At 67.1% G+C, this 23,761-nt stretch carries 26 protein-coding genes, 1 tRNA gene and 1 pseudogene; 17 read left to right on the forward strand and 11 right to left on the reverse strand.

From position 1 onward, the window contains the following. The first annotated feature begins 13 nt into the window (after positions 1-13). From queE to KF907_RS08260, 4 genes are all read left to right on the forward strand, one after another. The gene (gene queE, locus KF907_RS08245; protein ID WP_291219652.1) at positions 14-703 is read left to right on the forward strand and encodes a 7-carboxy-7-deazaguanine synthase QueE; all 690 of its coding nucleotides are present in this window, start codon (positions 14-16) and stop codon (positions 701-703) included. Between the two features lie 56 nt (positions 704-759). Continuing rightward, the gene (gene queC, locus KF907_RS08250) at positions 760-1,440 is read left to right on the forward strand and encodes a 7-cyano-7-deazaguanine synthase QueC (RefSeq protein ID WP_291219653.1); all 681 of its coding nucleotides are present in this window, start codon (positions 760-762) and stop codon (positions 1,438-1,440) included. 159 nt (positions 1,441-1,599) lie between these two features. Beyond that, a tRNA-Lys gene (locus KF907_RS08255) sits at positions 1,600-1,674 on the forward strand. Positions 1,675-1,806: 132 nt separating this feature from the next. Then, entirely contained in the window at positions 1,807-1,992 is a 186-nt protein-coding gene (locus KF907_RS08260; protein ID WP_291219654.1) for a hypothetical protein, read from the forward strand. A gap of 194 nt (positions 1,993-2,186) precedes the next feature. Here the strand turns inward: KF907_RS08260 and KF907_RS08265 are convergent. Both KF907_RS08265 and KF907_RS08270 read right to left on the reverse strand, forming a co-directional pair. Continuing rightward, a pseudogene (locus KF907_RS08265) lies at positions 2,187-2,498 on the reverse strand (HD domain-containing protein); the annotation flags it as partial. Positions 2,499-2,580: 82 nt separating this feature from the next. Further along, on the reverse strand, positions 2,581-2,871 hold the full coding sequence (locus KF907_RS08270) for a hypothetical protein (protein WP_291219656.1): 291 nt from the start codon (positions 2,869-2,871) through the stop codon (positions 2,581-2,583). Positions 2,872-2,957: 86 nt separating this feature from the next. On the opposite strand from KF907_RS08270, the gene KF907_RS08275 reads away from it, so the two are divergent. Then, complete coding sequence (locus tag KF907_RS08275) at positions 2,958-3,239, forward strand: type II toxin-antitoxin system RelE/ParE family toxin (protein WP_291219657.1); 282 nt, start codon at positions 2,958-2,960, stop codon at positions 3,237-3,239. Position 3,240: 1 nt separating this feature from the next. Next, a complete protein-coding gene (locus KF907_RS08280) occupies positions 3,241-3,522 on the forward strand; it encodes a HigA family addiction module antitoxin (protein WP_291219659.1) in 282 nt (93 codons plus the stop codon). A 167-nt stretch (positions 3,523-3,689) separates the two neighbouring features. On the opposite strand, the gene KF907_RS08285 is transcribed toward KF907_RS08280, so the two are convergent. Further along, entirely contained in the window at positions 3,690-3,881 is a 192-nt protein-coding gene (locus KF907_RS08285; protein WP_291219660.1) for a hypothetical protein, read from the reverse strand. A 125-nt stretch (positions 3,882-4,006) separates the two neighbouring features. On the opposite strand from KF907_RS08285, the gene KF907_RS08290 reads away from it, so the two are divergent. From KF907_RS08290 to tsaB, 3 genes are all read left to right on the forward strand, one after another. Continuing rightward, the gene (locus KF907_RS08290) at positions 4,007-4,585 is read left to right on the forward strand and encodes a DUF3011 domain-containing protein (RefSeq protein WP_291219662.1); all 579 of its coding nucleotides are present in this window, start codon (positions 4,007-4,009) and stop codon (positions 4,583-4,585) included. 236 nt (positions 4,586-4,821) lie between these two features. Beyond that, entirely contained in the window at positions 4,822-6,162 is a 1,341-nt protein-coding gene (gene creD / locus KF907_RS08295; RefSeq protein ID WP_291219664.1) for a cell envelope integrity protein CreD, read from the forward strand. Beyond that, positions 6,159-6,860: a tRNA (adenosine(37)-N6)-threonylcarbamoyltransferase complex dimerization subunit type 1 TsaB gene (gene tsaB / locus KF907_RS08300; RefSeq protein WP_291219665.1), complete on the forward strand. Its 702-nt coding sequence runs from the start codon at positions 6,159-6,161 to the stop codon at positions 6,858-6,860. The genes creD and tsaB overlap by 4 nt, the downstream gene beginning before the upstream one ends. Positions 6,861-7,131: 271 nt before the next feature. On the opposite strand, the gene KF907_RS08305 is transcribed toward tsaB, so the two are convergent. The 6 genes from KF907_RS08305 to gluQRS form a co-directional block, all read right to left on the reverse strand. Then, positions 7,132-7,914 (reverse strand): class I SAM-dependent methyltransferase, encoded by a 783-nt coding sequence (locus tag KF907_RS08305; RefSeq protein ID WP_291219666.1) that lies wholly within the window; start codon positions 7,912-7,914, stop codon positions 7,132-7,134. 60 nt (positions 7,915-7,974) lie between these two features. Beyond that, positions 7,975-8,940, reverse strand: a complete 966-nt coding sequence (locus KF907_RS08310) for a 2OG-Fe(II) oxygenase (RefSeq protein ID WP_291219667.1) — start codon at positions 8,938-8,940, stop codon at positions 7,975-7,977. A gap of 46 nt (positions 8,941-8,986) precedes the next feature. Further along, complete coding sequence (gene phbB, locus KF907_RS08315; RefSeq protein WP_291219668.1) at positions 8,987-9,727, reverse strand: acetoacetyl-CoA reductase; 741 nt, start codon at positions 9,725-9,727, stop codon at positions 8,987-8,989. 79 nt (positions 9,728-9,806) lie between these two features. Continuing rightward, entirely contained in the window at positions 9,807-10,289 is a 483-nt protein-coding gene (gene phaR, locus KF907_RS08320; RefSeq protein ID WP_291219670.1) for a polyhydroxyalkanoate synthesis repressor PhaR, read from the reverse strand. A 148-nt stretch (positions 10,290-10,437) separates the two neighbouring features. Then, entirely contained in the window at positions 10,438-11,178 is a 741-nt protein-coding gene (phbB, locus tag KF907_RS08325) for an acetoacetyl-CoA reductase (RefSeq protein ID WP_291219672.1), read from the reverse strand. A gap of 84 nt (positions 11,179-11,262) precedes the next feature. Further along, on the reverse strand, positions 11,263-12,138 hold the full coding sequence (gene gluQRS, locus KF907_RS08330; protein ID WP_291219673.1) for a tRNA glutamyl-Q(34) synthetase GluQRS: 876 nt from the start codon (positions 12,136-12,138) through the stop codon (positions 11,263-11,265). Between the two features lie 168 nt (positions 12,139-12,306). Between gluQRS and htpX the strand changes: the two genes are divergently transcribed. Further along, complete coding sequence (htpX, locus tag KF907_RS08335) at positions 12,307-13,182, forward strand: protease HtpX (protein WP_291219674.1); 876 nt, start codon at positions 12,307-12,309, stop codon at positions 13,180-13,182. Positions 13,183-13,287: 105 nt separating this feature from the next. On the opposite strand, the gene KF907_RS08340 is transcribed toward htpX, so the two are convergent. Together KF907_RS08340 and epmB are read right to left on the reverse strand one after the other, a co-directional pair. Beyond that, entirely contained in the window at positions 13,288-15,366 is a 2,079-nt protein-coding gene (locus KF907_RS08340) for an EAL domain-containing response regulator (protein ID WP_291219676.1), read from the reverse strand. Between the two features lie 133 nt (positions 15,367-15,499). Then, positions 15,500-16,519, reverse strand: coding sequence for an EF-P beta-lysylation protein EpmB (gene epmB, locus KF907_RS08345; RefSeq protein ID WP_291219678.1), 1,020 nt, complete (start codon positions 16,517-16,519; stop codon positions 15,500-15,502). Between the two features lie 258 nt (positions 16,520-16,777). Between epmB and efp the strand changes: the two genes are divergently transcribed. The 7 genes from efp (at position 16,778) to pyk (ending at position 23,675) form a co-directional block, all read left to right on the forward strand. Next, on the forward strand, positions 16,778-17,344 hold the full coding sequence (efp, locus tag KF907_RS08350; RefSeq protein WP_291219680.1) for an elongation factor P: 567 nt from the start codon (positions 16,778-16,780) through the stop codon (positions 17,342-17,344). Between the two features lie 10 nt (positions 17,345-17,354). Next, entirely contained in the window at positions 17,355-18,680 is a 1,326-nt protein-coding gene (locus KF907_RS08355) for a TRZ/ATZ family hydrolase (RefSeq protein WP_291219682.1), read from the forward strand. Next, positions 18,677-19,396 carry a bifunctional 2-polyprenyl-6-hydroxyphenol methylase/3-demethylubiquinol 3-O-methyltransferase UbiG gene (gene ubiG, locus KF907_RS08360; protein ID WP_291219684.1) on the forward strand — a complete coding sequence of 240 codons (720 nt, stop codon included), beginning with the start codon at positions 18,677-18,679 and terminating at the stop codon, positions 19,394-19,396. Before KF907_RS08355 ends, ubiG begins: the two co-directional genes overlap by 4 nt. Further along, entirely contained in the window at positions 19,393-20,058 is a 666-nt protein-coding gene (locus tag KF907_RS08365) for an HAD family hydrolase (RefSeq protein WP_291219685.1), read from the forward strand. Before ubiG ends, KF907_RS08365 begins: the two co-directional genes overlap by 4 nt. A 2-nt stretch (positions 20,059-20,060) precedes the next feature. After that, complete coding sequence (locus KF907_RS08370) at positions 20,061-20,906, forward strand: squalene/phytoene synthase family protein (protein ID WP_291219687.1); 846 nt, start codon at positions 20,061-20,063, stop codon at positions 20,904-20,906. After that, the gene (gene folE2, locus KF907_RS08375; RefSeq protein ID WP_291219697.1) at positions 20,903-21,856 is read left to right on the forward strand and encodes a GTP cyclohydrolase FolE2; all 954 of its coding nucleotides are present in this window, start codon (positions 20,903-20,905) and stop codon (positions 21,854-21,856) included. The genes KF907_RS08370 and folE2 overlap by 4 nt, the downstream gene beginning before the upstream one ends. A gap of 352 nt (positions 21,857-22,208) precedes the next feature. Next, entirely contained in the window at positions 22,209-23,675 is a 1,467-nt protein-coding gene (gene pyk / locus KF907_RS08380) for a pyruvate kinase (RefSeq protein WP_291219699.1), read from the forward strand. Positions 23,676-23,761 lie beyond the last annotated feature (86 nt).

The raw sequence follows: 23,761 nt of genomic DNA on the forward strand, positions 1-23,761 counted from the left end.
GCGCGTCGCTGCCGTGTCTGCCACCGCTCCATCCCCCCTCGTCCCGACCCGGCCCGTCGACGAGCCGCGTCTGCGCGTCACCGAAGTCTTCCATTCGCTGCAGGGCGAAGCTGACAGTGCCGGCTGGCCGACCGTGTTCATCCGCCTCACCGGCTGCCCACTGCGCTGCCGCTGGTGCGATACCGAGTATTCGTTCCATGGCGGTGAGTGGCGCACGATCGACGACCTCGTCGCCGAGGTCGCTGCCCATGGTGCGCATCATGTCTGCGTGACTGGCGGCGAACCGCTGGCACAGAAGCGCTGCCTGGTCCTGCTCGAACGCCTGTGCGACGCCGGTCACGAGGTTTCGCTGGAGACCTCGGGCGCGCTCGATATCACGGGCGTCGATGCGCGCGTGCGTCGCGTCGTCGACCTCAAGCCGCCGGGCTCGGGCGAGGAAGCACGCAATCGCTGGGAGAATCTCGCCGATCTGCGCGCCCACGACCAGGTCAAGTTCGTGCTCGCCGATCGCGCCGACTACGAATGGGCGCAGGCGGTCGTGCGCGAACACACGCTGGACACGCGCTGCGCCGTGCTGTTCTCGGCCGTGCACGGCGAGCTGCCGGCGCGCGAACTGGCCGAATGGATCCTCGCCGATCGCCTGCGCGTGCGTTTCCAGATGCAGTTGCACAAGCTGCTCTGGGATGATGCGCGTGGACGTTGAGGGCCGGTGGGGGCGCCGACCGATACACCGCATCGATCCACGGAGAGCACCGGAGCATGACCACCCAGGACACCCCGCGCGCCGTCGTGCTCGTTTCCGGCGGCATGGATTCGGCCGTCACCCTGGCCATCGCACGCGCCCGGGGCTTCCGCTGCCATGCGCTCAGCGTCGCCTATGGGCAGCGCCATTCTTCCGAACTGGTTGCCGCGGCGCGCATCGCCGCCGACCTCGGCGCGATCGAGCACAAGACTGTTGCCGTCGACCTGCGCAGCATCGGCGGTTCGGCGTTGACCGCCGACATCGAAGTGCCGGAGCAGGGCGGGGCGGGCATTCCGATTACCTACGTGCCAGCACGCAACACGATCATGCTGTCGATCGCGCTCGGCTGGGCTGAAGTGCTCGGCGCCGCAGATGTCTTCTGCGGCGTCAACGCGGTGGACTATTCCGGTTACCCAGACTGTCGGCCCGAATTCGTCGCTGCATTCGAGGTGCTGGCCAACCTGGCGACGAAGAGTGGCGTGGAAGGCACGCGCTTGCGCGTGCACGCGCCGCTGATCCACCTCTCGAAGGCCGACATCGCCCGCGAGGGCGCGCGTCTCGGTGTGGACTTCGCGCGGACCGTGTCGTGCTATCAGGCCGATGTCGACGGCCGCGCCTGCGGTCACTGCGATGCCTGCCGCTTGCGCGCCGCAGGCTTCGCCGCCGCAGGGCTCGTCGACCCCACACGCTATCGTTGAGGCCCGCGCGCGGGTAAACTGCGCGGCCTTCGTGGCGTCGCCATCCATCTGTCGACGATGTGCGGCCACGGCGTTGCCCTCACCCCTTGCCCTCTCCCGCAAGTGGGAGAGGTGAGTGATTGTCGCGCAGCGCGCGACTGCATTGTCTGGTTGAAGCGGGGGCCGTTAGCTCAGCGGTAGAGCAGTGGACTTTTAATCCATTGGTCGATGGTTCGATCCCATCACGGCCCACCATTTCCCCGTCCATCAACGTCCAGCGTTGTCCATTACTGTCTATTTTGCTCAGGAAAACCCCGGTATTTCGCCGGTTTTCTGTCTTGCGCTGTCTGCCCTCGTCCATCGACATCCAGGCGGTTTGTGAGGTCGTTGCTGATCGCGTGCGAGTTCTCCTTGATCGCGGCAACGGTCGCCCTGGAGATCGGCGGCCGAATGGAACGCGCCCGGGAGGCACAGCTCCGCCTTGTTCGCTTGGCGGAGCACTTGAACCAGGATGGCGCGACGATCCGCATCACCGACGAAGTCGAGCGGATGTCGCCCGTTTCGCGTGCGTAACCCGATGGTCAGGCCGCGGTCGTGGACGGTGAACGTGCCAGCAGCGCATCGAACCTCGCGCGCAGACCGGTCGGCTGCGTCGGCAGTCGGTCGACGACTCGCGCCGCCCATGCGAAGTAGGCTGCTCTCCGCTCGACCGGCCAAGGCGGCGGCGACTCGAGGATGTCGGTGAAGTTGGCGATCTTGTCGGCGAACTACACCAGCGCAGCACCCTCGCTCAGGTGCGGCGCGTGCTCGACCTGCAGAGCCTTGCGCCTGTCCTTCGGCAGCGATTTGTCGTCGGTCACTTCCAGGACGATGCCGGCAATCTCTTCGCCGAACAGCGCACGCAGTTCGGCGGGCGTTGTCGTCGTGTCCTCGATCGTGTCGTGAAGCAGGGCCGCGGCAAGCACCACAGGGCTGCCGATGCCTGCACTCGAAAGGATGTGTGCGACCTGCACAGGATGATTGATGTAGGGCGACGCCTCAGCGTCCTTTCGACGCTGGTTGCGGTGCTGGTGCGCGGCGTAGGCCGCGGCTTTGAGTACGAGTTAAATCATGGGTGATCTCCGTTGGGGAAAGCTCATCCGCCAGCGGTCATGCCGTACATCAGGTGTCATCGCCGGCGGGCGGGAAGGGGGTGAGCGGAGGCTCGCCGTTGTCGGTCAGGTTTGCTACCTCAACCGACTTGTTCACGCGCTGCTCGAGGGTTTCCAGAAGCTTCGCGTATGCCGGCCTGGGGCCGAACCGGAGCGTGCCTTGTGCGGCGGTCGCCTGCGCGTCGAGTCGCGCTCGCTTCGCGCGCCGCAAGCCCTCCTCGTGAAAGTGCATTCGTCCGCCATGGTCGAGCGCGATCCAGAAATCGAGCTGCGAGATGCGATGGCGGGGCGGTTCGGGCATGTGCGGAAGTGCAAAGCGGGCCGCTGGCGGCCGGCAGGGAGATGATCGCATTTCGCCGTCTCGAACACTGAGATACAGACGGCCCCGTGATTCGCAGCTTCCGCCACAAAGGGCTCGAACGGTATTTCCTGACCGGCAGAACGTCAGGGATTCAGGCCAGACACGCGAGCAAACTGCGGTTGCAATTGTTCGCCCTGAACCGCGCCAGCGGCCCACAGGACATGAATGCACCGGGATGGAAGCTGCACCCGTTGAAAGGCGGCCTGTCCGGGCATTGGGCGATTTGGGTGAGTGGAAATTGGCGGCTGACCTTCATGTTTGCCGATGATGGCAACGCCGAGCTTGTGGACTATCAGGACCATCACTGACATGAATATGCACAACCCCCCGCATCCCGGCGAAGTCCTGCGCGAATGGTTGGCATGCGTGACTGTGACCGAAGCCGCCGAACGCTTGGGCGTTACCCGTGCGGCGCTGTCGCGCGTGTTGGACGGCGCGGCGGGCATCAGCCCGGAAATGGATCTGCGCTTGCACAAGGCGCTGGGCACGACGCCGGGGATGTGGCACGCGATGCAAGGCGACTTCGACATGTGGCAGGCGCAAAAGCGATTCCGCGCGAAGGTGCAGCCCATCGTCGTGGCGGCTGCGTGAGCGAGCTGCCACGGCGATGCAGGCGGCGAAGCTGAGCTTCTGCCGACGGATGTCGCCGGAGCGCCAAGCGCACGCCGACGGAAGTGAGTAGGATCGTGAGTACGATTCCGATGGCGGCGATCAGCAGTCTCGCGGCATCAGTCACTTAGCGGAGCTTTGCGGTTGCATCACGGCCATTCCTGCCTTTGGCTCGCAACGATCTGCTCGAGGATCGAGCCGACCGCGTCCAGGGCTTCCTCCACCGCGTGCGATGGCGCGTGTTCCAGGCGCCGGAACGGGCGTGCCCGCGCGTCCACGGTGCGTGTCTGGTTGCAGAGGATGACGCCTTGCATGCGCGTGCCGGAGCCCATCGGCGTCACGCTGAATCCTGATTCGCGAGCGGGTTTGCCACGGGTTGCCGCGATGGTGCGCGTTCGTTGTACGCTTGGCGCGCCGGTCGCATGGGCGCGATCGGAGACCTTTATTTCCAAGCCGGAGAGTACGCATGAAATTCCTCATGGCAATCTCGCTTGCAGCAGCCGCCTTCTTCGCCGCCAGCGCGGTCCAGGCCCAGCCTGGCCAGTGGTATCCCGGCCCGGACTGGGATCGCGACATCAATGTGCGTTGCGCCAGCCACGACTATCGCTATCGCATGTGCCAGATCGATACCGGTCGTGGCAGCCGCGTCTACCTGACGCGCCAGATTTCCAATACGCGCTGCATCGAAGGGCGCAATTGGGGATGGAACCGTGCCGGTGTCTGGGTCGATGGCGGCTGCGAGGGCATCTTCACGGTTGAGCGGCGCTGGAGCGGCGGTCCCGGTCGGCCCCCGGGCCATGGCGGTCCCGGTGGCTGGGTGCCTGGGCCGGATTGGGACAACGACATCAGCGTGCGTTGCGGGAGCCGGGACTACCGTTACAACCTGTGCCAGGTCGATACGGGTCGCGGCGGGCGCGTGTACATCACGCGCCAGATCTCGAATACACGCTGTGTCGAGGGCCGCACCTGGGGTTGGAACCGCGCCGGCATCTGGGTTGATGGCGGTTGCGAGGCGATCTTCACCGTCGAGAGGCGCTGGCGCTGATCGATGCGCGGCGGGGCGACGCTGCAATGGCGCTCGCCCCGCCTGGTGTGACATCTGGCAATGGGGGAACAGGGAATCGGGAATGGTTGCAAAACCAGAAGCGCACGCGATGCTTTCCCAGCCCCTGGTCGCCGGCCCCCGCTACTCCCCGTTTCGCCCGAAATCCGCCACATGCGGGCGCCGGCATGCCGGTTCGACGCGCTTCCATGGCATCTCCGAAACCGTGGAGGTGAACCATGTGGCAGGACTGGACGCGCAGCGTGACCCTGCGTGCTCTCGGCATCGGCTTCCTCGGCCTGCTGCTGATGATTCCGCTATTCCAGGTGCAGGGGCTCGTGCGCGAGCGTCAGGGCCTCGAGTTCGAGGCGCGCGCGAAGATCGCCGAGCGCTGGGGTGAAGAGCAGTCCGTCGGCGGCCCCGTGCTGGTCGTGCCGATGCGCAAGTCGGTGCAGAACGACAAGGGCGTCGTCACCACCTACGACGTTGCCCGGTTCCTCCTGCCCGAGCGCCTGCGCGTCGAGGGCACGCTGGAGACCGAGAGGCGCCATTACGGAATCTACGAGACCCCGGTGTACACGGCCGTGCTGCGCTTCAGCGGGCATTTCGAGCCGGCCGCAATCGCGGCGATGAACAATGCGGGCGGCGATCCGCAGTGGCATGCGGCGAGCCTGCGCGTGCCGGTCACCGACGTCCGCGGCATCCGCCAGGTGTCGGTCCTGCGCATCGACGGGCGCGAGTTGGCGTTCGGGCCCGGCGGCCAAGTCGCCGGGATCTCCACGACCGAAGTCGACTGGCCGCTTGATGACGCGGTGGCGCAGCGCCCGTTGCCGTTCTCGTTCGAAATGCGTCTGGCCGGCACGGCCGTGTTGCGTTTCCTGCCGCTGGCCCGCCAGACCGATGTCCACCTCGCCAGCGCCTGGCCGGATCCGAGTTTCACCGGCGCCTTCCTGCCGGCCTCGCACGACACCGGCACGCAGGGATTCAGCGCGCAATGGCAGGTGCTGGACCTGAACCGCGCGTTCGGGCAGAGCTGGAGCGAAGGCGCGAACGGTGCGCCGCTGGTGCTGCAATCAGGGTTCGGTGTCGAGTTGTATCAGCCGGTCGATGCCTATCAGCGCAACGAGCGCGCCGGCAAGTACGGCGTGCTGTTCATCGCGCTGACCTTCGCCGCACTGTTCCTGTTCGACGTGCTCGGCCGCTGGCGCGTTCATCCGGTGCAGTACCTGCTCGTCGGCGTCGCCCTGTGCACGTTCTACGTCGTCCTGCTGGCGCTATCGGAGCAAGTCGGCTTCGGCATGGCCTATCTGCTTGCCGCACTCGCAGTGGTGGCGATCGTCGGTGGCTATGCGCGTGCAGCGGCACGCGGCGGCGCGGCGGCGACGACGCTCGGCGGCCTGCTGGCCTTCGTCTACGCGCTTCTCTATGGACTCGTGATCAGCGAACAGTACTCGCTGCTGATGGGCGCACTGGCCCTGCTCGCTGCGGTCGCGATTCTCATGTACCTGACCCGGCGCGTGGACTGGTACGCTCTCGGCCCCGCGCGCATCGACGTACCGGCGGGGATGGACGCACGATGAACCTGCTCGCGCTGGAAACCTCGACCGAAGCCTGCTCGGTGGCGCTGATCGCCGGCGATGCGATGTTCGTGCGCAGCGAGATCGCGCCACGACGGCACGCGGAACTGCTGCTGCCGATGTGCGAGGCAGTGCTTGCCGAGGCCGGCCTGCGCCGCCGCCAACTCGATGCGATCGCGGTCGGTCGTGGGCCCGGTGCCTTCACTGGCGTGCGCCTGGCGATATCGGCGGCGCAGGGCATTGCGCTGGCGCTGGATCGTCCGGTCGTGCCGGTGTCGTCGCTGGCCGCGCTCGCCCTCGAGGCACCCGCCGAGGCGCGTTCGATCCTCGCCGTCATCGATGCGCGCATGGGCGAAATCTATGCCGGCACCTTCCATCGGCGTGGCGACGGCCTGGTCGAGCCGGTCGGTTTCGAGACGGTCGGTCCGGCTGAACGCCTCGCCGTGCCGCCCGGGCATGCCTGGGCCATCGTCGGCACCGGTTGGGACACGCACGCGGCGGCGATCCGCGCCCGCCTCGACCGCGAACCGGTGTCTGCGCAGGGCTTGTGCTATCCGCAGGCTGCCGCCATCGCGCGTCTCGCCGTGCCGCTGCTGGCCGGCGGCCACGGCCTCGACGCCGAGCAGGCGCTGCCGGTCTATTTGCGCGACAAGGTGGCGTTCACGACCAGCGAGCGGGAGGCGGCGCGCGCATCGGCGTGATGATGATGCGCCCACCCGGGCGCAGGGCGCCTGGATTCCACTCGGGTGCCGACCGGGTTGAAGGTGATGTGCTGGGCGATTTCGGTGAGCGGGCCGACGACGATGCCGGTGCAGGCGACGGCCGCGCGCGGATCCCGGATGTGCTTGAACCTGCATCTCGTGGCGATGAAGCGCGCATGGCGCGGGCGCAGATTCTCCAGCGCTGTTCCACCATGTTCGACAAAGCATGCTTCCGGATCTTCAGGGTTTCCCGCGCTTCGTTCGATGCGGTCTACCGTGATAGCTGCCGGCTGCGGACGAGACAGAACGCACGCTCGTCGCCTTCCTGGCTGGCCGGGTCGGAATTGAGCGTGTCGCCGACCGTCATGAAGTCGAGCACATCCCAGCCGGTGCGGTCGAGGATGCGGCGCAGGCCGGCCTCGGAGAACATCCAGTAGTTCGTGTTGTCGTTGTTCGTTTCGTCCGGCGCGACCAGATAGGCCGCAGGAATCGATTGCAGCTCGACGCGTTCGCGGTTGACGCCGTTCCTGCCGCGCGCTTCGTTCGTGGTGTTGTAGCGGGTGATGCGCGTGCTGATGACGGCGTGGCGTGCATTGCGCGCGAGGCTTTCGAGCGCGTTGTATGGGTTTTTGAGGTGGTAGAGGATGCCGAGGAAGAACGCGAGTCCGTAGTTCTCGCCGGGCAGGTCGAAGCGGGCGTCGAGGTCGGCTTCGTGGATCGTCACTTTCGAGTCGAGGGCCTGCTTGAGCAGGTGCACGCCGCGGCAGCCGTTGAAATTGGTCGGGGCGTTGTCGACGACATGCGCGTCGAAGCCGAGTGATTCGAGGAAGAACGCCGAATCGCCGTCGGCCGCGCCGATGTCGGCGACCGGCGCATCGCCTGACAGCGCGGAAAGGTCGCGGTTGGTGCCGGTCAGCAGACGGTCGAGGTGCTGGAAGTTGCTCAGCGTGCCGTACGGGTACCAGCCGAATCCTTCCGGCGCGAGGTCGCGTTTGGTCTGGCTCAGTGTGGCGTCGAAGGCGTGCGCCTTGCGGGCGATTTCTGCGATGTCCAAGGGATGTTCCTGCCAGGCTGGGAGCGCCGCACACAATGACAAGTATGCCCACGCAGACGGCTACTGTCTGCGCAGGAGCCAGCGGATCTTGTGGGCGAGTCGCCGAATCGGTCGGGCTCTCACCACGGTGGCCACGACATCGGAAGGTTTGAGGTTTTCGAGTGCGCTGCGGGCAGCCTCGTACTGCGTATTGGCGTGGCTGATGTCGCGATACAGGCGCTGGATATGCTGATCGCGGCGGGCGAGCAGGATGCGCAGTTCCTGCATGTCGTCACCGGTGAGCGTGAGTCCGGGACGGAAGCGTTCCGGCAGCGGGCGGTCGACGTAGATCGTCGAATGCGTCTCGGCGAGTTCCTCGGCCGGGCGCTCCTTCGTGTAGAAGTAGAGCGCCAGCGATCGGCGCGTCAGTGCGCGCCTGTCCTCGGGCAGGACGATCGGCGGGAAGCCGTGCCAGCTCGATTCGGTCGTCTCGAAGATCACGCAGCGGTTGAACAGCGGCGTGACGCGCTTCGTCTCGTTGTGTTCGGAGCGCGGATCGGAATGCAGTTCGAGCGAGCCGCCCCAGGCATCGTCCCATTCGTGGTTGAGGTAGACGATCAGGTTGAGGCGGCGGTGCCAGTTCTCGATCGGATGGCGGTTGAAGTCGACGTGCGCGTCGAGATCCTGCCCGTGCCGGCTCTCGTGCGTGCCGCCGCCGAAATACCAGGGGTCATAGAGCAGGTCGTCGATGCCGGTCAGGCGGCCGACCAGGTCGAGGAATTCCTGCGACTGGATCAGGTCGTCGAGTGCCACGAACGAGGGGCCGAGGCCACGGACTTTCTCGATCGTCGACTTGTTGCCGAGGTCGCCGTTTTCGGTGCGCGCGTTGCCCCGTTCGAAGTCCGGAAATTCATCGAGGATCCGTGCCGCATAGGCCGGTTCGAGGAAATCGTCGATGACAAGGTGGCGGAACGGTTTCGCTGCGACGAATTGGCGGCCGTAGGCGTCGGCATCCTGCAACACATGTTCGGCAACGAGATGGTTCATGGGGTGGCCTTGCGCGCTGTGGTTTGGCCGGGCATCGGAACGATGCTCAGAAATCCATGAAGTAGCCGCCGTTGACCGGGATGTTCGCACCGGTGATGTAGCCCGATCCCTCGGCGCACAGGAAATCGACCGTGCGCGCGATCTCGGCAGGTTCGCCGAGGCGGCCGGCCGGGATGCGCGAGACGATGTCGGCGCGCACTTCCGCCGGCACGGCCATGACCAGCGCGGTTGCGCAGTAGCCCGGCGAGACGCTGTTGACGGTTACGCCCTTGCGCGCGACTTCGCGCGCGAGGGCCATGGTGAAGCCATGCATGCCGGCCTTGGCAGCCGAGTAGTTGGTCTGGCCGAACTGGCCGGTCTGGCCGTTCACCGAGGACAGGTTGACGATGCGCCCGTAGCCACGCTCGACCATGCCGTCGACGACGGCCTTGCAGGTGTTGAACACGCTGTCGAGGTTGACGCGCAGCACGTCGTTCCACTGCTGCACGCCCATCTTGCGCAACGAGGTGTCGCGGGTGATGCCGGCGGCGTTGACCAGCACGGAAACCGGACCATGCGTGGCCTCGATGCGGGTGAAGGTCGACGCGCAGTCATCGTGGTCGGCGACGTCGATCGGCTCGAAGGCGATGCCGTCGTCGGCCGTCTCGGCGAGGAAGGTGTCGATGCGTTCCTTGCGTGCGCCGAGGTCGGCGGCGATGACGCGATGCCCGGAACGGGCGAGATGACGGCAGATCTCGGTGCCGAGTCCACCGATGCCGCCGGTGACGACGGCGATGCGCTGGGTCATGGTGGGTTTTCCGCGGTGAAGAATCGCCCCTGAAGGAGCCCCTGCAGGGGCTCCTTCAGGGGTTCCGACATGGATTCCTTTATTTTTTCTTGCCGGCTTCCTCGGCCTCGCGCACGCGACTGGCGGCGGCGGTGAGGAAACCCTGCTGCAGCGACTTCCAGGCGTCCATGTTGCGCTCGGTCATGTCGTTGAGCATCGACCAGGGCGTGCGGCCCATGAGGTTGTTGAGCTGGCTGCGGAACTGCTGCTGCTGGTCGAGGAAGACCTGCAGGCTCTTCTCCAGATAGCTGCCCATGAAGCCCTGCAGCGAATCACCGTAGAAGCGGATGATCTGCGACAGGAGCTGCGTCGTGAACATCGGCTGCCCGCGCTCCTCGTGGTCGGAGATGATCTGCAGCAGCACGGAGCGCGTCAGGTCGTCGCCGGTCTTGGCGTCGCGGACTTCGAAGGTCTCGCCATCGACGACGAGCTGCCGGACTTCTTCGAGCGTGATGTAGCTCGAGATCTCCGTGTCGTAGAGGCGCCGGTTCGGGTACTTCTTGATGATGCGGGTCTGGCTCATCCGCGCAAATTAACAGATCGTGCCGCGCCGCACCAGTTTCATGCTGCGCAGCATGATTCGACGGCGGCGAGCCGTCGCTCTGGCCCGGAAACCAGCCGCACTGCGGCGAAAAGCCGCAGTGCGGGCAGGCCGGCACTGCGCCGCAGCGTCACCAGCCCATGTAGTGGCCGCCGTTGATCGAGAGGTTGGCGCCGGTGATCCATGCGGCGCGCTCGTCGATCAGGAAACCGACCGCATAGGCGATCTCGTCGGGGTCGCCGAGGCGGCCGACCGGGATCTGTGCGGCGATCTTGGCGCGCACGTCCTCGGGTACGGCACGCACCATTTCGGTGAGCACATAGCCCGGCGAGACGGTGTTCACGGTGATGCCGAACTTCGCGTTCTCCTGCGCCAGCGAGATCGTGAAACCGTGCATGCCGGCCTTGGAGGCCGCGTAGTTGGCCTGGCCGTACTGGCCCTTCTGGCCGTTGATCGAGCTGATCTGCACGATGCGCCCCCACTTGCGCTCGCGCATGCCTTCGATGACCGGGCGGGTCACGTTGAAGCAGGAATTGAGGTTGGTGTTGATGACATCCTGCCATTGCAGGGCGGACATCTTGTGGAAGGTGGTGTCGCGCGTGATGCCGGCGTTGTTGATCAGGATCTCGATGCCGCCGAGCTGAGCTTCCGCGGCCTTGACCATTGCCTCGGCGCCGGCGGTATCGGAAACATCGCCGTGGACGATCGCGAAGTCGAAGCCGTCGGCCTTCTGCGCCGCCTGCCAGGCCTTGGCCTTCGCCTCGTCGCGGTAGTTGGTGGCCACCTTGTGCCCGGACCGGGCGAGTTGGCGGCAGATGGCCGTGCCGATGCCGCCGATGCCGCCGGTGACGAGTGCTACGCGAGAAGTCATGTCGTTCCCCTTGCCTGATGGTTGGCGTGATGACGGCGTGCGAGCGCCGGACGAAGGCCGCTGATTCTGCCGCGGCCACCCGTATTAGTCGTCTTGCAATGCGACATGCGGATGATCCCCGCGCGGAATGCGCGTGACATCAAAGCGTGCGACCGCGTCGGCCAGGAACGGCCGCAGCGACGGGGACGCCGGTACGGCCTGGCCGAGCATGGCCAGTGCGCGGCGCAGTGCGGGCAGCGGATCGCCGGCATCGAGCGGATGCGCGGCGTCGCGCTTGGCCAGCTTGCGCCCGGCGGCGTCGAGCACGAGCGGCAGGTGCAGCCAACCGGTATCGGCCAGGCCGAGCAGGCGACGCAGCAGGATCTGGCGCGGCGTAGAGTCGAGCAGGTCGACGCCGCGCACGACCTCGCTGATGCGCTGCTCGCCGTCATCGACGACCACGGCGAGCTGGTAGGCGTATTCGCCGTTGGCGCGGCGCAGGACGAAGTCGCCACCGACTTCGCGCAGCGATCGTTCGACATGGCCGTGGACGACGTCGTCGAAGGTGATCGATTCATCGGGCACGCGCAGGCGCCAGGCCGGTGCCTGGCCCGGTATGGGGCGACGCACGCAGTGCGCGGGATGCACGCCCCCGCATGCGGCGAGATCGCTGCGGCTGCAGGCGCACGGATAGGCGTGGCCTGCTTCGCGCAGGCGCGTCAGGGCGGCTTCGTACAGGGTGTCGCGTGTGGATTGTTGGAGCACGGCCTCGTCGGCGTCGAAGCCGAACGCGTGCAGGGTGGCGAGGATGTCGTCAGCCCAGAGCGGCGAGGAGCGCGTGCGGTCGACGTCCTCGATGCGTACCAGCCAGGCGCCGCCTTCGGCGCGCGCACGCAACCAGCTGCCGAGCGCTGCGACCAGCGAGCCGAAGTGCAATGGGCCGGTCGGCGACGGCGCGAAGCGGCCGCGATACGTGCTCACGCGTGCCCGGAGAACTTGCCCGGGATCGGGTTGTCGAACAGCATCGTGGGTGTATCCGCTTGAAAACGCGGCAGTTTACCCAACATGACGGAGCAGCGCGGTCGACGGCAGCAGGCGGGCCGCGACTTGCGATACCGTACCCGAAACCCAGCCGTGAGCGAGGAGCCCATGCGTCGCATCGTCCTGTTCGTCCTGACCAACCTTGCCGTGATCGCCTTGCTGTCGATCATCGTCAAGCTGTTCGGCATCGACACCTACACCTACCGCAACGGCGGCATCAACTACCAGGGCCTGCTGATCATGTCGGCGATCGTCGGCTTCAGCGGCTCGCTGATCTCGCTGGCGATCTCCAAGTGGGTGGCCAAGTGGCAGACCCGCGCGCACGTCATCACCCAGCCCTCCAACCAGACCGAGGCCTGGCTGGTCGAGACCGTGCGCCGCCAGGCCGAGAAGTCCGGCATCCGCATGCCCGAGGTGGCCATCTACGATGCCCCGGAGATGAACGCCTTCGCCACCGGCCCGACCCGCAACAACGCGCTCGTCGCGGTCAGCACGGGCCTGTTGCAGCAGATGAGCAAGGACGAGGTCGAGGCCGTGCTTGCCCACGAGGTCAGCCACGTTGCCAACGGCGACATGGTGACGATGACCCTGATCCAGGGCGTGGTGAACACCTTCGTGATCTTCCTCGCCCGCGTCGTCGGTACGGTGATCGACCGTGCGATCAGCGGCAACCGAGAGGGCGGCAATGGCATCGCCTATTTCGCGATCGTGCTCGTGCTGCAGTTCGTGCTCGGCATCTTTGCCTCGATGATCGTCATGGCGTTCTCGCGCTGGCGCGAGTTCCGCGCCGATGCAGGCAGCGCGCGCATCGTCGGCAAGGAAAAGATGATCGCGGCGCTGAGCCGCCTCAACGCTGATCGTGGCGAGAACACCTTGCCGCAGGCGATCCAGGCCTTCGGCATCGCCGGCGGCGGCATGCGCAAGCTGTTCTCGAGCCACCCGCCGATCGAGGAACGCATCGCCGCGCTGCGCAAGGCGGGGTAGGGGCGCGCCGCGTGCGCGATCGCCTTTCCCAAGGCACCCCGCGAGCATCATGGCCGAAGTCTATTGCCGCGGCCGGCTGGCGCGCCGGTCCGTGGCTGACGCCAATCAGCCGTTGCCGAAGTCGTAGGCCATGACCTGCTCCGGCTCCTGCAGGAAATTGCCCTGCACGAAGTTGACGCCGCAGCTGAACAGGATCGACATGCTCGCCGCGTCCTCGACGAATTCGGCGACGGTGAGCTTGCCGGCATTGCGGGCCTGTTCGCAGATCGCCTTGATGCGCTCCTGGTTTTCCTTGTGCTTGGGCAGATCGGCCATGAAGCTGCGGTCGACCTTGAGGTAATGCGCAGGGATGTGTTTGAGCAGCTGGAACGAGTTGAGGCCGGAGCCGAACTGTTCGAGGGCAAAGCCGCAATGCACCTGTTCGAGGCCCTTGAGGAAGGCGCGTGCGGGTTTGAGGCTGGTGACGACCTTGCTTTCGGGCATTTCGAAGACCAGCGCGTCGCCACGCAAGCGTGTGTTCTTCAACTGCTGGGCGAGCCAAGGCAGCAGGCCATGGTCGTCGAGCGACTGCGGCGTGAGCTTGATGAAGAAGGTTGTCTTTCGCCCCGCTTGTTCGCGTTCTGCGAGCGCGCGCATGGCGTGGGCGATGACCCAGCGGTCGATCGCCGGCATCAGGCCGTTCTTCTCGGCGATCGGCAGGAAGAAGCCGGGCATGATCTCGCCCTTCGGGCCCTTCATGCGCAACAGGATCTCGTAGAACTCGCCCTCGGCGCCCTGCAGGCTGATGATCGGCTGGTAGTAGAGGATGAAGCCTTCGTTGGCGAGCGCGTCATTGATCAGGGCGAGCCAGTGGCGCGCCTTCTCGGCCTCGGCCTTGTCCTGCGCGCCGGGGTCGAAGATGCGCACGCGATTGCCGCCTTCGGCTTCGATCGCGCGCAGCGAGGCCGAGGCCTGGTCGATGATCGTCGAACTGCTGGCGTTCTTCTCGCCGATCAGGCTGCCGCCGACGTGAACGGTCAGGCTGATCGACTGCTTGCCGACCTCGAAGATGCGTTCCTCGAAGGCCTTGCGCAAGGTTTCGCCGAGCTGGTGCACCTCGTCGGCGGAGCGGCCGACCGCGATGATGGCGAAGGTCTGGTCGCCGAGGCGGGCGGCGGTGTCTTCGTCGCGCAGGTGCCGGCGCAGCAGGCTGGCCATGTCGCCGAGCAGCAGATCGGTGTTGCCGAGACCGATGCCGTCGAGCACCTTCTTGAAGTTGTCTGGTTCGATCAGCAGCAAGGCCTGGTCGGCCTTGCCGCCGGCCGCCGCGGCGGAGGCGCGGTCGAGCTCGGTCAGCAGGTACTGGCGGTTGTAGAGGTCGGTGACGAGGTCGCGCGTGCGCAGCGCGTCAAGCTCACCGGCCAGATTTTCGTCGACGATCTGCTGGCGGAACGTGATCTGCTGGCAGGGCTCGCCCTCGAAATTCGCTTCGGCGAATTCCATGGTGGCATCGAAGGTCGTGCCGTCGCCACGCTGGGCCTTGAGGTTGAGGCGCTGCGGGGGCTTCTCGCCCTTGGACAACTTCTTGAGCAGGGTCTTGAAGTCGCTGGCGTCCTCGGCCGCGATGAGGTCGAGGATCGACACGCCCTCGAGCTCGTCGAAGTCGTCGAAGCCGAACGTGTCGAGGTAGGCCTTGTTGGCGCGTACGTGCATGCCTTCGTGCACGTAGGCGATCGGGTCACGCGAGGAATCGAGCAGGGCGCCGCAGCGGCGCTCGGATTCGCGCAGGGCGTTCTCGAGCCGGCGCACGCTGCGGCGCGTGGTCAGCGCCTCGAACTCGCGGCGCACGACCATTTGCACGTGCTCGACTTTCGTGCGCAGGGCGTAGGCGCGCACGCCCGAGCGGTAGGCCTCGACGATGTCTTCCTCGGACGCATTGCTGCCATAGCCGACCAGGGCGATGTCCTTGCCGGTACGCTCGGCGGCCTGTGCACAGGCTTTCAGCGGGATTTCGCGGGCATGCAGGTTGACCAGGATCAGGTCCGGCGTCTGCCGTTCGAGCTGTTCCTGCAGCTCGGCTTCGTTGGTCGCGCGGGCCGGACGCACGGCGATGCCGCCGTTGCGCAGCATGCTGATCAGCTGCTCGGCGTCGTCGACCGCATCTTCGATCAGCAGCAGTTTGATGACACTGTCTTGTTTGCTCATGGGTCCGCGCAGTCAGGGGGTGCTGCAGAGGGGCGCAATGCGGGGCGCAACGGATTCGGGGTTGTACCGGATTCACCCGGGGTTTTCCATACGCGTTCACGAGGTTTGACGCGCAGCCCGGATTCACCGTCGATCACAGCGGGGTCTTGCCGTCGGCGCCGGCGACTTCGCGCACCAGGCGCGGCACCAGATAGCCGGACAGGCGCGCATGCAGGGCCGCGTGCAGGGCGCGGGCGCGGGCGTCGTCGACTTCGAAATGCGCGGCGCCGGCGACGCGGTCGAGCTGGTGCAGGTAGTAGGGCAGCACCGCGCAGGCGAGCAGGCGCTCGGACAGCGCGGCCAGGGTGTCGACATCGTCGTTGACCCCGCGCAGCAGCACGGTCTGGTTGAGCAGGGTCGCGCCGGCGTCGCGCAGGCGCCGACAGGCGTCGGCAACGGCAGCGTCGAGTTCGTTGGCGTGGTTGGCGTGGATGACCACGACGCGATCGAAGGGCAACGCGCCGAGCCAGGCGAGGAAGGCTTCGTCGATGCGTTCGGGCAGCACCACCGGCAGGCGTGTGTGGATGCGCAGGCGGCGCAGGTGCGCGATGCCGGCGAGGCCGTCGCCGAGTTCGGCCAGGCGTGCGGTCGACAGCGACAGCGGGTCGCCGCCGGAGAGGATCACCTCCTCGATCGAGGCATCGGCGGCGAGCTGGGCGAGCGCCTCGCGCCAGCGTCCGGCTGCGGCGGTCTCCGTGGCATAGGGAAAGTGGCGGCGGAAGCAGTAGCGACAGTGCACGGCGCAGGAGCCGGTGGCCACCAGCAGGGCGCGCCCGGCATATTTCCGGATGACGCCGGGGGCGGTGCGCGCGGCGCCGTCGCCGACCGCATCGAGGCCGAAGCCGGGCACTTCGTCGAGTTCGGCCGGGCGCGGCAACACCTGGGCCAGCAGCGGATCGGCCGGGTCGCCGTGGCGCATGCGTGCGATGAAGCCGCGCGGCACGCGCAGGGGGAAGCCGGTATCGCGTCCGGCCAGCAACTCGTCGGCACGCCCGGCGAGACCGAGCAGGGCGAGCAGTTCACCCGGATCGGTCACCGCCTCGCGCCACAGCTGCTGCCAGCGCGGCGGTTTCGGCGGCGGGATATGCGGGAGCGGCGGGCTTGCGGGTATCATTGCGGATCGATTGCGGCCCGGCCGGTCGGCGGGCCGGCATTTTAGGAGTCTGCACGGCAGAAGCAATCGAGGCGATAAGTATGCGGCGCGACGACAGTTTTTCGACGATTCGCCGGCCCGTAGTGGTTCTGCGAGCCAAGAAGCGGCGGAAAACCGGACTGCGCGGCATACTTCGCGGCCCGGGTGGCTTGCGCCACGCAGGCTCCTGATCGTTTCGCCGGCGACCCTCCCTCATCAAGTCAAGTACAGGAGCGCTCCATGGCTTCGCATGGAATGAACGACGTCAAGAACGGCATGAAGATCATCGTCGACGGCTATCCGTGCACGATCGTCGACACCGAGTACATCAAGCCGGGCAAGGGACAGGCGTTCACGCGCGTCAAGTACCGCAACCTCAAGACCGGCCGCGTCGTCGAAATGACCATGAAGTCGACCGACTCGGTGGAAAGCGCCGATGTCGTCGACACCGACATGGAGTTCCTCTACTCGGACGGTGAGTTCTGGCACTTCATGCATCCGGACACGCATGAGCAGATCGGCGCCGACGAGAAGGCCATGGCCGACGCGTCCAAGTGGCTGAAGGGCAACGAGACCTGCATCGTCACGCTGTGGAATGGCGCGCCGCTGACGGTAGCACCGCCGAACTTCGTCGAACTGGCCATCACCGAGACCGATCCGGGCGTGCGCGGCGATACCTCGGGCGGTGGCGGCAAGCCGGCCAAGCTCGAAACCGGCGCGGTGGTGCGCGTGCCGCTGTTCGTGAACCAGGGTGAAGTCATCAAGGTCGACACACGCAGTGGCGAGTACGTCGGTCGCGTCAAGTAAGCCTGCGCCCATGACCGAACCGCAGGCGGTCGACCTTTCGATCGAGGCGCGCTGGATCGTTCCGGTCGAGCCACATGGCGTCGTCCTCGAAGGGCACGCCGTGGTGGTCGATGGCGACCGCATCATCGACCTGCTGCCGTTGGCCGACGCGCGCATGCGCTACGTGCCGCGCGAGCGTGTCGAGCTCGGCGAGCATGTGCTGATGCCGGGCCTGGTCAATGCCCACGTGCACAACCCCATGACGCTGATGCGCGGGTTGGCCGACGACCTGCCGCTGATGCGCTGGCTCAAGGAGCACGTGTGGCCGGCGGAGGCGCGCGTGCTCGGCCCCGAGTTCGTGCGCGACGGCATCGAACTGGCGATCGCCGAGATGATCCGCGGCGGCACGACCTGCTGCAACGAGAACTACTTCTTTCCCGACGTGCAGGCGGCGACCTATCGTCGCCACGGCTTCCGCGCCATGGTCGGCTTGCCGGTCATTGAATTCCCGACGCCGTGGGCGGCGAGTCCGGACGAGTACTTCGACAAGGGACTGGCGGTGCACGACGACCTGCGCGGTGACGCGCTGATCGGCACGAGCTTCGCTCCACACGCGCCGTACACGGTGTCCGATGCGAGCTTCGAACGCATCGCCCTGCTCTCCGATCAGCTCGATCTGCCGGTGCACCTGCACCTGCACGAGACTGCGGACGAGGTCGCCGACAGTCTGCGCGACCACGGCGTGCGCCCGTTCGCGCGCATCAAGCGCCTCGGTCTGGTCAATGAACGCCTGATCGCCGTGCACATGACCCAGCTCACCGGGAGCGAGATCGCCGACTGCGCCACGCATGGTGTGTCGGTGGTCCACAACGTCGAATCGAACCTCAAGCTGGTAAGCGGCCTGTGTCCGGCCGAAGCCCTGCTGCGCGCCGGCGTGAACCTCGCCATCGGCACCGACGGTTGCGCCTCGAACAACGACCTCGACCTGTTCGGCGAGATGCGCACCGCGGCCCTGGTCGGCAAGATCGTCGCCGGCGATGCCGCCGCACTCGGTGCGGCCTCGGTGCTGCGTGCGGCCACGCTGGGCTCGGCGCGTGCGCTCGGCTGGGGTGATCGCATCGGTTCGATCGAGGCCGGCAAGCAGGCCGACCTCGTCGCCGTGCGCCTCGACGATCTGGAAACGCAGCCGATCTACCAGGTCATTTCACAGCTCATCTACGTCGCCGGCCGCCACCAGGTCAGCGACGTGTGGATCGCCGGGCGGCGCAAGCTCGCCGCGCGCGGACTCGATGGTCTGGATACGGCCGATCTGGTCGCCCGCGCGCGGCGCTGGCGCGAACGGATCGTCGGCGCATGAACGCAGATCGTGCGGAATCGATGAATGCCGATCCAGCCGAGCTGGCGCATTTCGAGCGCATGGCGAGCCGCTGGTGGGATGCCGACGGCGAATCGCGCCCACTGCATGACCTCAATCCGGTGCGCCATGCCTATGTCGCCGCACGCGTCGCCCTGCGTGGTGCGAAGGTGGTCGACGTCGGCTGTGGTGGCGGCCTGCTCAGCGAGGCGCTGGCTGCATCCGGCGCGGTCGTTACCGGCATCGATCTGGCGCCGGCCCTGCTCGACGTGGCGCGCCTGCACCTGCATGAAAGTGGATTGATGGTCGACTATCGGGAAACCAGCGTGGAAGCCCTCGCCGCCGAACAGGCGGGTGCTTTCGCGGCCGTGACCTGCATGGAAATGCTCGAGCACGTGCCCGATCCGGGTGCCGTCATCACCGCCTGCTCGCAGTTGCTCGAGCCGGGCGGCCGTCTGTTCGTGTCCACGCTCAACCGCACGCCAGCCGCATTCGCCGCGGCAATCGTCGGCGCCGAACATGTGCTGCGCCTGCTGCCACGAGGTACGCATCACTACGCGCAATTCATCCGCCCGGCCGAACTTGCGCGCGACCTGCGTGCAGCCGGCCTCGTGCTCGAAGACGTCAGCGGCATCGCCTGGAATCCGCTGACACGGCGCGCGCGCCTGGTGCCGTCGACCGCGGTCAACTACATCGCCTGCGCGCGCAAGGCCGCATGAGCACGGCGTCACGCTTCGACGGCGTGCTGTTCGATCTCGACGGCACCCTGGCCGACTCGGCCCCCGACCTCGTCGCCGCGCTGGCCGTGCTGTGCACGGAACTCGGTGAGCCCGCGCCGGATGCAGAAGCGGCCGGGCGCGTGGTCTCGGCCGGTGGCCGCGCGATCCTGCGCAAGGGCTTGCCGGCGTTCGACGAGGCACGCATCGAGGCGGCGCTGCCGCGCTATCTCGATCTCTACGCAGCGCGCGCGCATGTCGCCACACGCCTGTACGACGGCGTGGCCGAGCTGCTCGATGCACTCGACGCGCGACGCATCCCTTGGGGCATCGTGACCAACAAGGCGGGTTGGCTGGCTGAGCCGGTCGTTGCCCATCTCGGTCTCGCCACACGCAGCCGCGTGCTGGTCGCTGGCGATACCCTGAGGCAGCGCAAGCCGGATCCGGCGCCGGTGCTGCACGCGTGCACCAGGCTTGGTCTCGATCCGAGACGCATCGCCTTCGTCGGCGACGACCGTCGTGATGTCGAGGCCGGCCGTGCGGCGGGCGCGCGCACCTTCGTGGTCGGCTGGGGCTATCTCGATGGCGGTGATCCGCGCGACTGGGGCGCGGATGCGATCGTCCCCACTCCGGCCCTGCTGACCCAGGCCCTGGTTTCCGCCTGACCATGGCCGATGCCGCCTTCGCCGGCTTCGAATCGAAATGGATCGCGGCGCTGCCCGAGTTCGGTCTCGCCCTGCGCTTCGTCGATCCGGCCAACCGAACGGCGCGCGCGGCACTGGCCTGCATCGGCTACGAGATCGAACACGCCGCCAGCCACATCGGCGAAGCCGAGGTGGCCGCCGGCAAGCTGCGTTGGTGGCTCGAGGAACTGGACGCCTTCGCCGCGGGCGCACCGCGCCATCCGTTGACCCGCGCGCTTGCTGCCGAAGTCGATGCCAGGCGCGTGCCGCATGCGTCCTGGCACGGCGTGATCGCCGCGGCACTGGCCCGCCTCGACGACACGCCGGCAACAACGCTCGACGCGCTGCTCGACGCCCATCGCGACCTGCACCGCCACCTGGCCGAAGCGGGCAGGGCGTTGTTCGCGGATGACGCCGTCGCGGTCGTCGCCGAGGCCGGCGCACTGCGCCGCATCCTGCGCGATGCGTTCGCCGCCGCGCATGCAGACGTACCGAGCCGACTCGTCTTGCCGCTGGAACTGCTGGCGCGACATCGCCTCACCCGTGCCGATCTCGCCATCACCTCGCCGTCCCGCGAGGCCGCCTTGCGCGAGTTCGCCGCACTGCTCGCGGTGCGCCTGGACGCGATCGATCGCGCGGTACTGCCGGTGATCGACGCGGTCGCCGTGCACGCCGAGCGTGCGCGTTGTGGCAAGCTGGCGCGTGCGCGCGAACCGCTGCGACTCGCCGCGTCCGCGTTCACGCAGCTGCCGCTGTCGGCCGCCTGGCAGGGCTGGCGCGCGGCACGGCGCCACGCGCACGCTGCCCTTCTGTCTGGAACACGCCGATGAGTCCGAATCAGCCCGCCCGCGACCGCTTGCCCGACGTGGCCGATGTCGCCATTGCGCGTGCCGGGGCCACGCTCGATTGGGTCGGCATGGACGGCATTGCCGTGCCGGTCTGCATCACCGATGCCGACGGTACGACCATCCGGGTGCCGGCACGCGTCGCTGCTTTCGTCGACCTCGGCCGGCCGGATGCGCGCGGCATCCACATGTCGCGCCTGTATCTCGAGGTGCAACGTCATCTTTCCCGCGAGCCGTTGACGCCGTGCACGCTGCGCCGGCTGTTGCGTGATTTTCTCGACACGCACGCAGGCCTGTCCGGCCGCGCGTGTCTGCGCCTTCGCTACGAGCACCTGTTGCATCGCCCGGCCCTGCGCAGTGCGCACGGTGGCTGGAAGGCCTACCCGGTCGAGATCGAAGCGACCCTGGCCGGCGGCGCGTTCACGATCGACCTCGTCACCGAGGTGCTCTACTCGAGTACCTGTCCGGCCTCGGCCGCGCTGGCCCGCCAACTCATCCAGCAGCAGTTCACCAGCGACTTTCCTGCTGGCGGCACACTCGACCGGGATGCCGTGCTGCAATGGCTCGGCAGCGAGCGCGGCATCGTCGCCACCCCGCATGCGCAGCGCAGCGCCGCGCGCCTGCATCTGCGACTCTCGCCGGCCTTCGATTTCCCGCTCGCCGCAGTCATCGATCTCGCCGAACGCACGCTTGCCACGCCAGTTCAGACCGCGGTCAAGCGCGAGGACGAACAGGCCTTCGCCCTCCTCAACGGCCAGAACCTGATGTTCTGCGAGGACGCCGCGCGCCGCCTCAAGGCGGCCCTCGACGCCGACGAACGCATCCTCGATTTCCGTCTGCGCGCCAGCCACTACGAAAGCCTGCACCCGCATGATGCGGTGGCGATCGCGGTGAAGGGGGTTGCGGGTGGCTTCGTTGCGGAGTTGGGCGGGTAGGCCGCGGTGGTGGTTTCGGTTCATTGCGTGGCGTGCTGATTGCTCGCTTTCCCGTGGGCTGCAGGTATCGGATCACGCTTGCCTCTCTGCCGGCCTTGCGGATGTCATGACGCCATCGCGGGATTGATCAGAACATCCTTGCAAGCGCGTGGCCTTCGTGCGTGGGTACAGTTCGGTATCGCGCCGGTTCGGCAGACGGTCAGTCTGCCTTCGCCGTCGCAGGATTGATCCGAGCATCCCGGAAGCGCCGGCAGAGCCAGAATGACCGATACGTCATCGGGCCGATGGAACTGGCCACCATGACGCGATACACCCCTCGTGGTAGCGTCCGCATGTCATCCAGGGAGGCAACATGTCGGCACATCTGCGGCGCACGCGCATCATCGCAACACTGGGCCCGGCGACGGATGTCCCCGGCATGCTCAAGCGCGTGCTCGCCGAGGGCGCCGATGTCGTGCGTCTCAATTTCTCCCATGGCGAGGCCGACGATCATCGCGCGCGCGCCGCCGCGGTGCGCGAGGTGGCCGTGGAACTGGGCCGCGAGGTGGCCATCCTCGGTGACTTGCAGGGTCCGAAGATCCGCGTCGAGCGGTTCGCCGAAGGTGCAGTCCATCTCGAGGTCGGCGCAGCGTTCACGCTCGACTGTCGGCCGGATGCGCCGGCCGGTGACGCGGCTCGGGTCGGCGTCGGTTACCACGAACTCTGGCGCGACGTGAGGCCGGGGGACACCCTGCTGCTCGACGACGGCCTGATTGCGCTGGAAGTGATCGATGTGGTGCCACAACAGGTGCGGTGCCGCGTCCTGGTCGGTGGGCGCCTGTCCGACCGCAAGGGCATCAATCGTCTCGGCGGAGGCCTCACCGTCGCCGCCCTGTCGGACAAGGATCGCGCCGACATCCGCCTCGCCGCCGAGCTTGGCGTCGACTTCCTCGCCGTGTCCTTCGTCAAGGACGCGGCCGATGTCGAACAGGCGCGTGCCTTGCTGCGTGAGGCCGGCGGTGATGCGGCGGTGGTTGCCAAGATCGAGCGCAGCGAGGCGATCGGCGCGCTCGGCGAGATCGTCGATGCCGCCGACGTGGTCATGGTCGCGCGCGGTGATCTTGGCGTGGAGATCGGCGACGCCGAACTGCCTGGCCTGCAGAAGAAGATCATCCGCGAGACGCTCGAGCGCAGCCGTATCGTGATCACCGCGACGCAGATGATGCAGTCGATGGTGGAGTCGCCGATCCCGACACGCGCCGAGGTACTCGACGTGGCCAATGCGGTCATCGACGGCACCGATGCGGTCATGCTCTCGCAGGAAACCGCCTCGGGGCGCCATCCGGAAAAGGCCGTGGCGGCGATGCGTCGCGTCTGCCTCGGTGCCGAGCGCCAGTTCGAGGCGGGCGACGACTTCGCGCCGGGCCGCGAACCGCTCGATCGCACCGATCAGGCGATCGCGCTGGCAACCATGTTCCTGTCCGCGCGCATCGGTGTGCGTGCGATCGTCGCCCTGACCGAGTCCGGTGCGACGGCGCGCTGGTTGTCACGGCATCGTTCCAGCGTGCCGATCTATGCCTTGTCGCGCAACGTGCGCGCACGCCGGCGCATGCTGCTCTATCGCGATGTTTTTCCGATCGAGTTCGATCCGCACGACGTCGGACCGACCCAGGCGGCGCGTGCGGCGATCCAGCACCTGTTCGATCTTGGTCACCTCGCCGAGGACGACCGCGTGATCCTGACCAACGGCGATCACACCGGTCAGCTCGGCGGCACCAATACCTTGAAGCTGCTGCGCGTGGGCGCGGGCGGGCTGGCGATCGGGTTGGGGGATTTGTGAGCTTTCGCCGGCGCAGGCCGGGATTGGTAATTCGGGATTGGGGATTGGGAAAATCAAGAGAATGTCGGCGCTGGAATCGCTTCTTT

It is taken from the genome of Dokdonella sp. (assembly GCF_019634775.1).
Taxonomy (GTDB): domain Bacteria; phylum Pseudomonadota; class Gammaproteobacteria; order Xanthomonadales; family Rhodanobacteraceae; genus Dokdonella.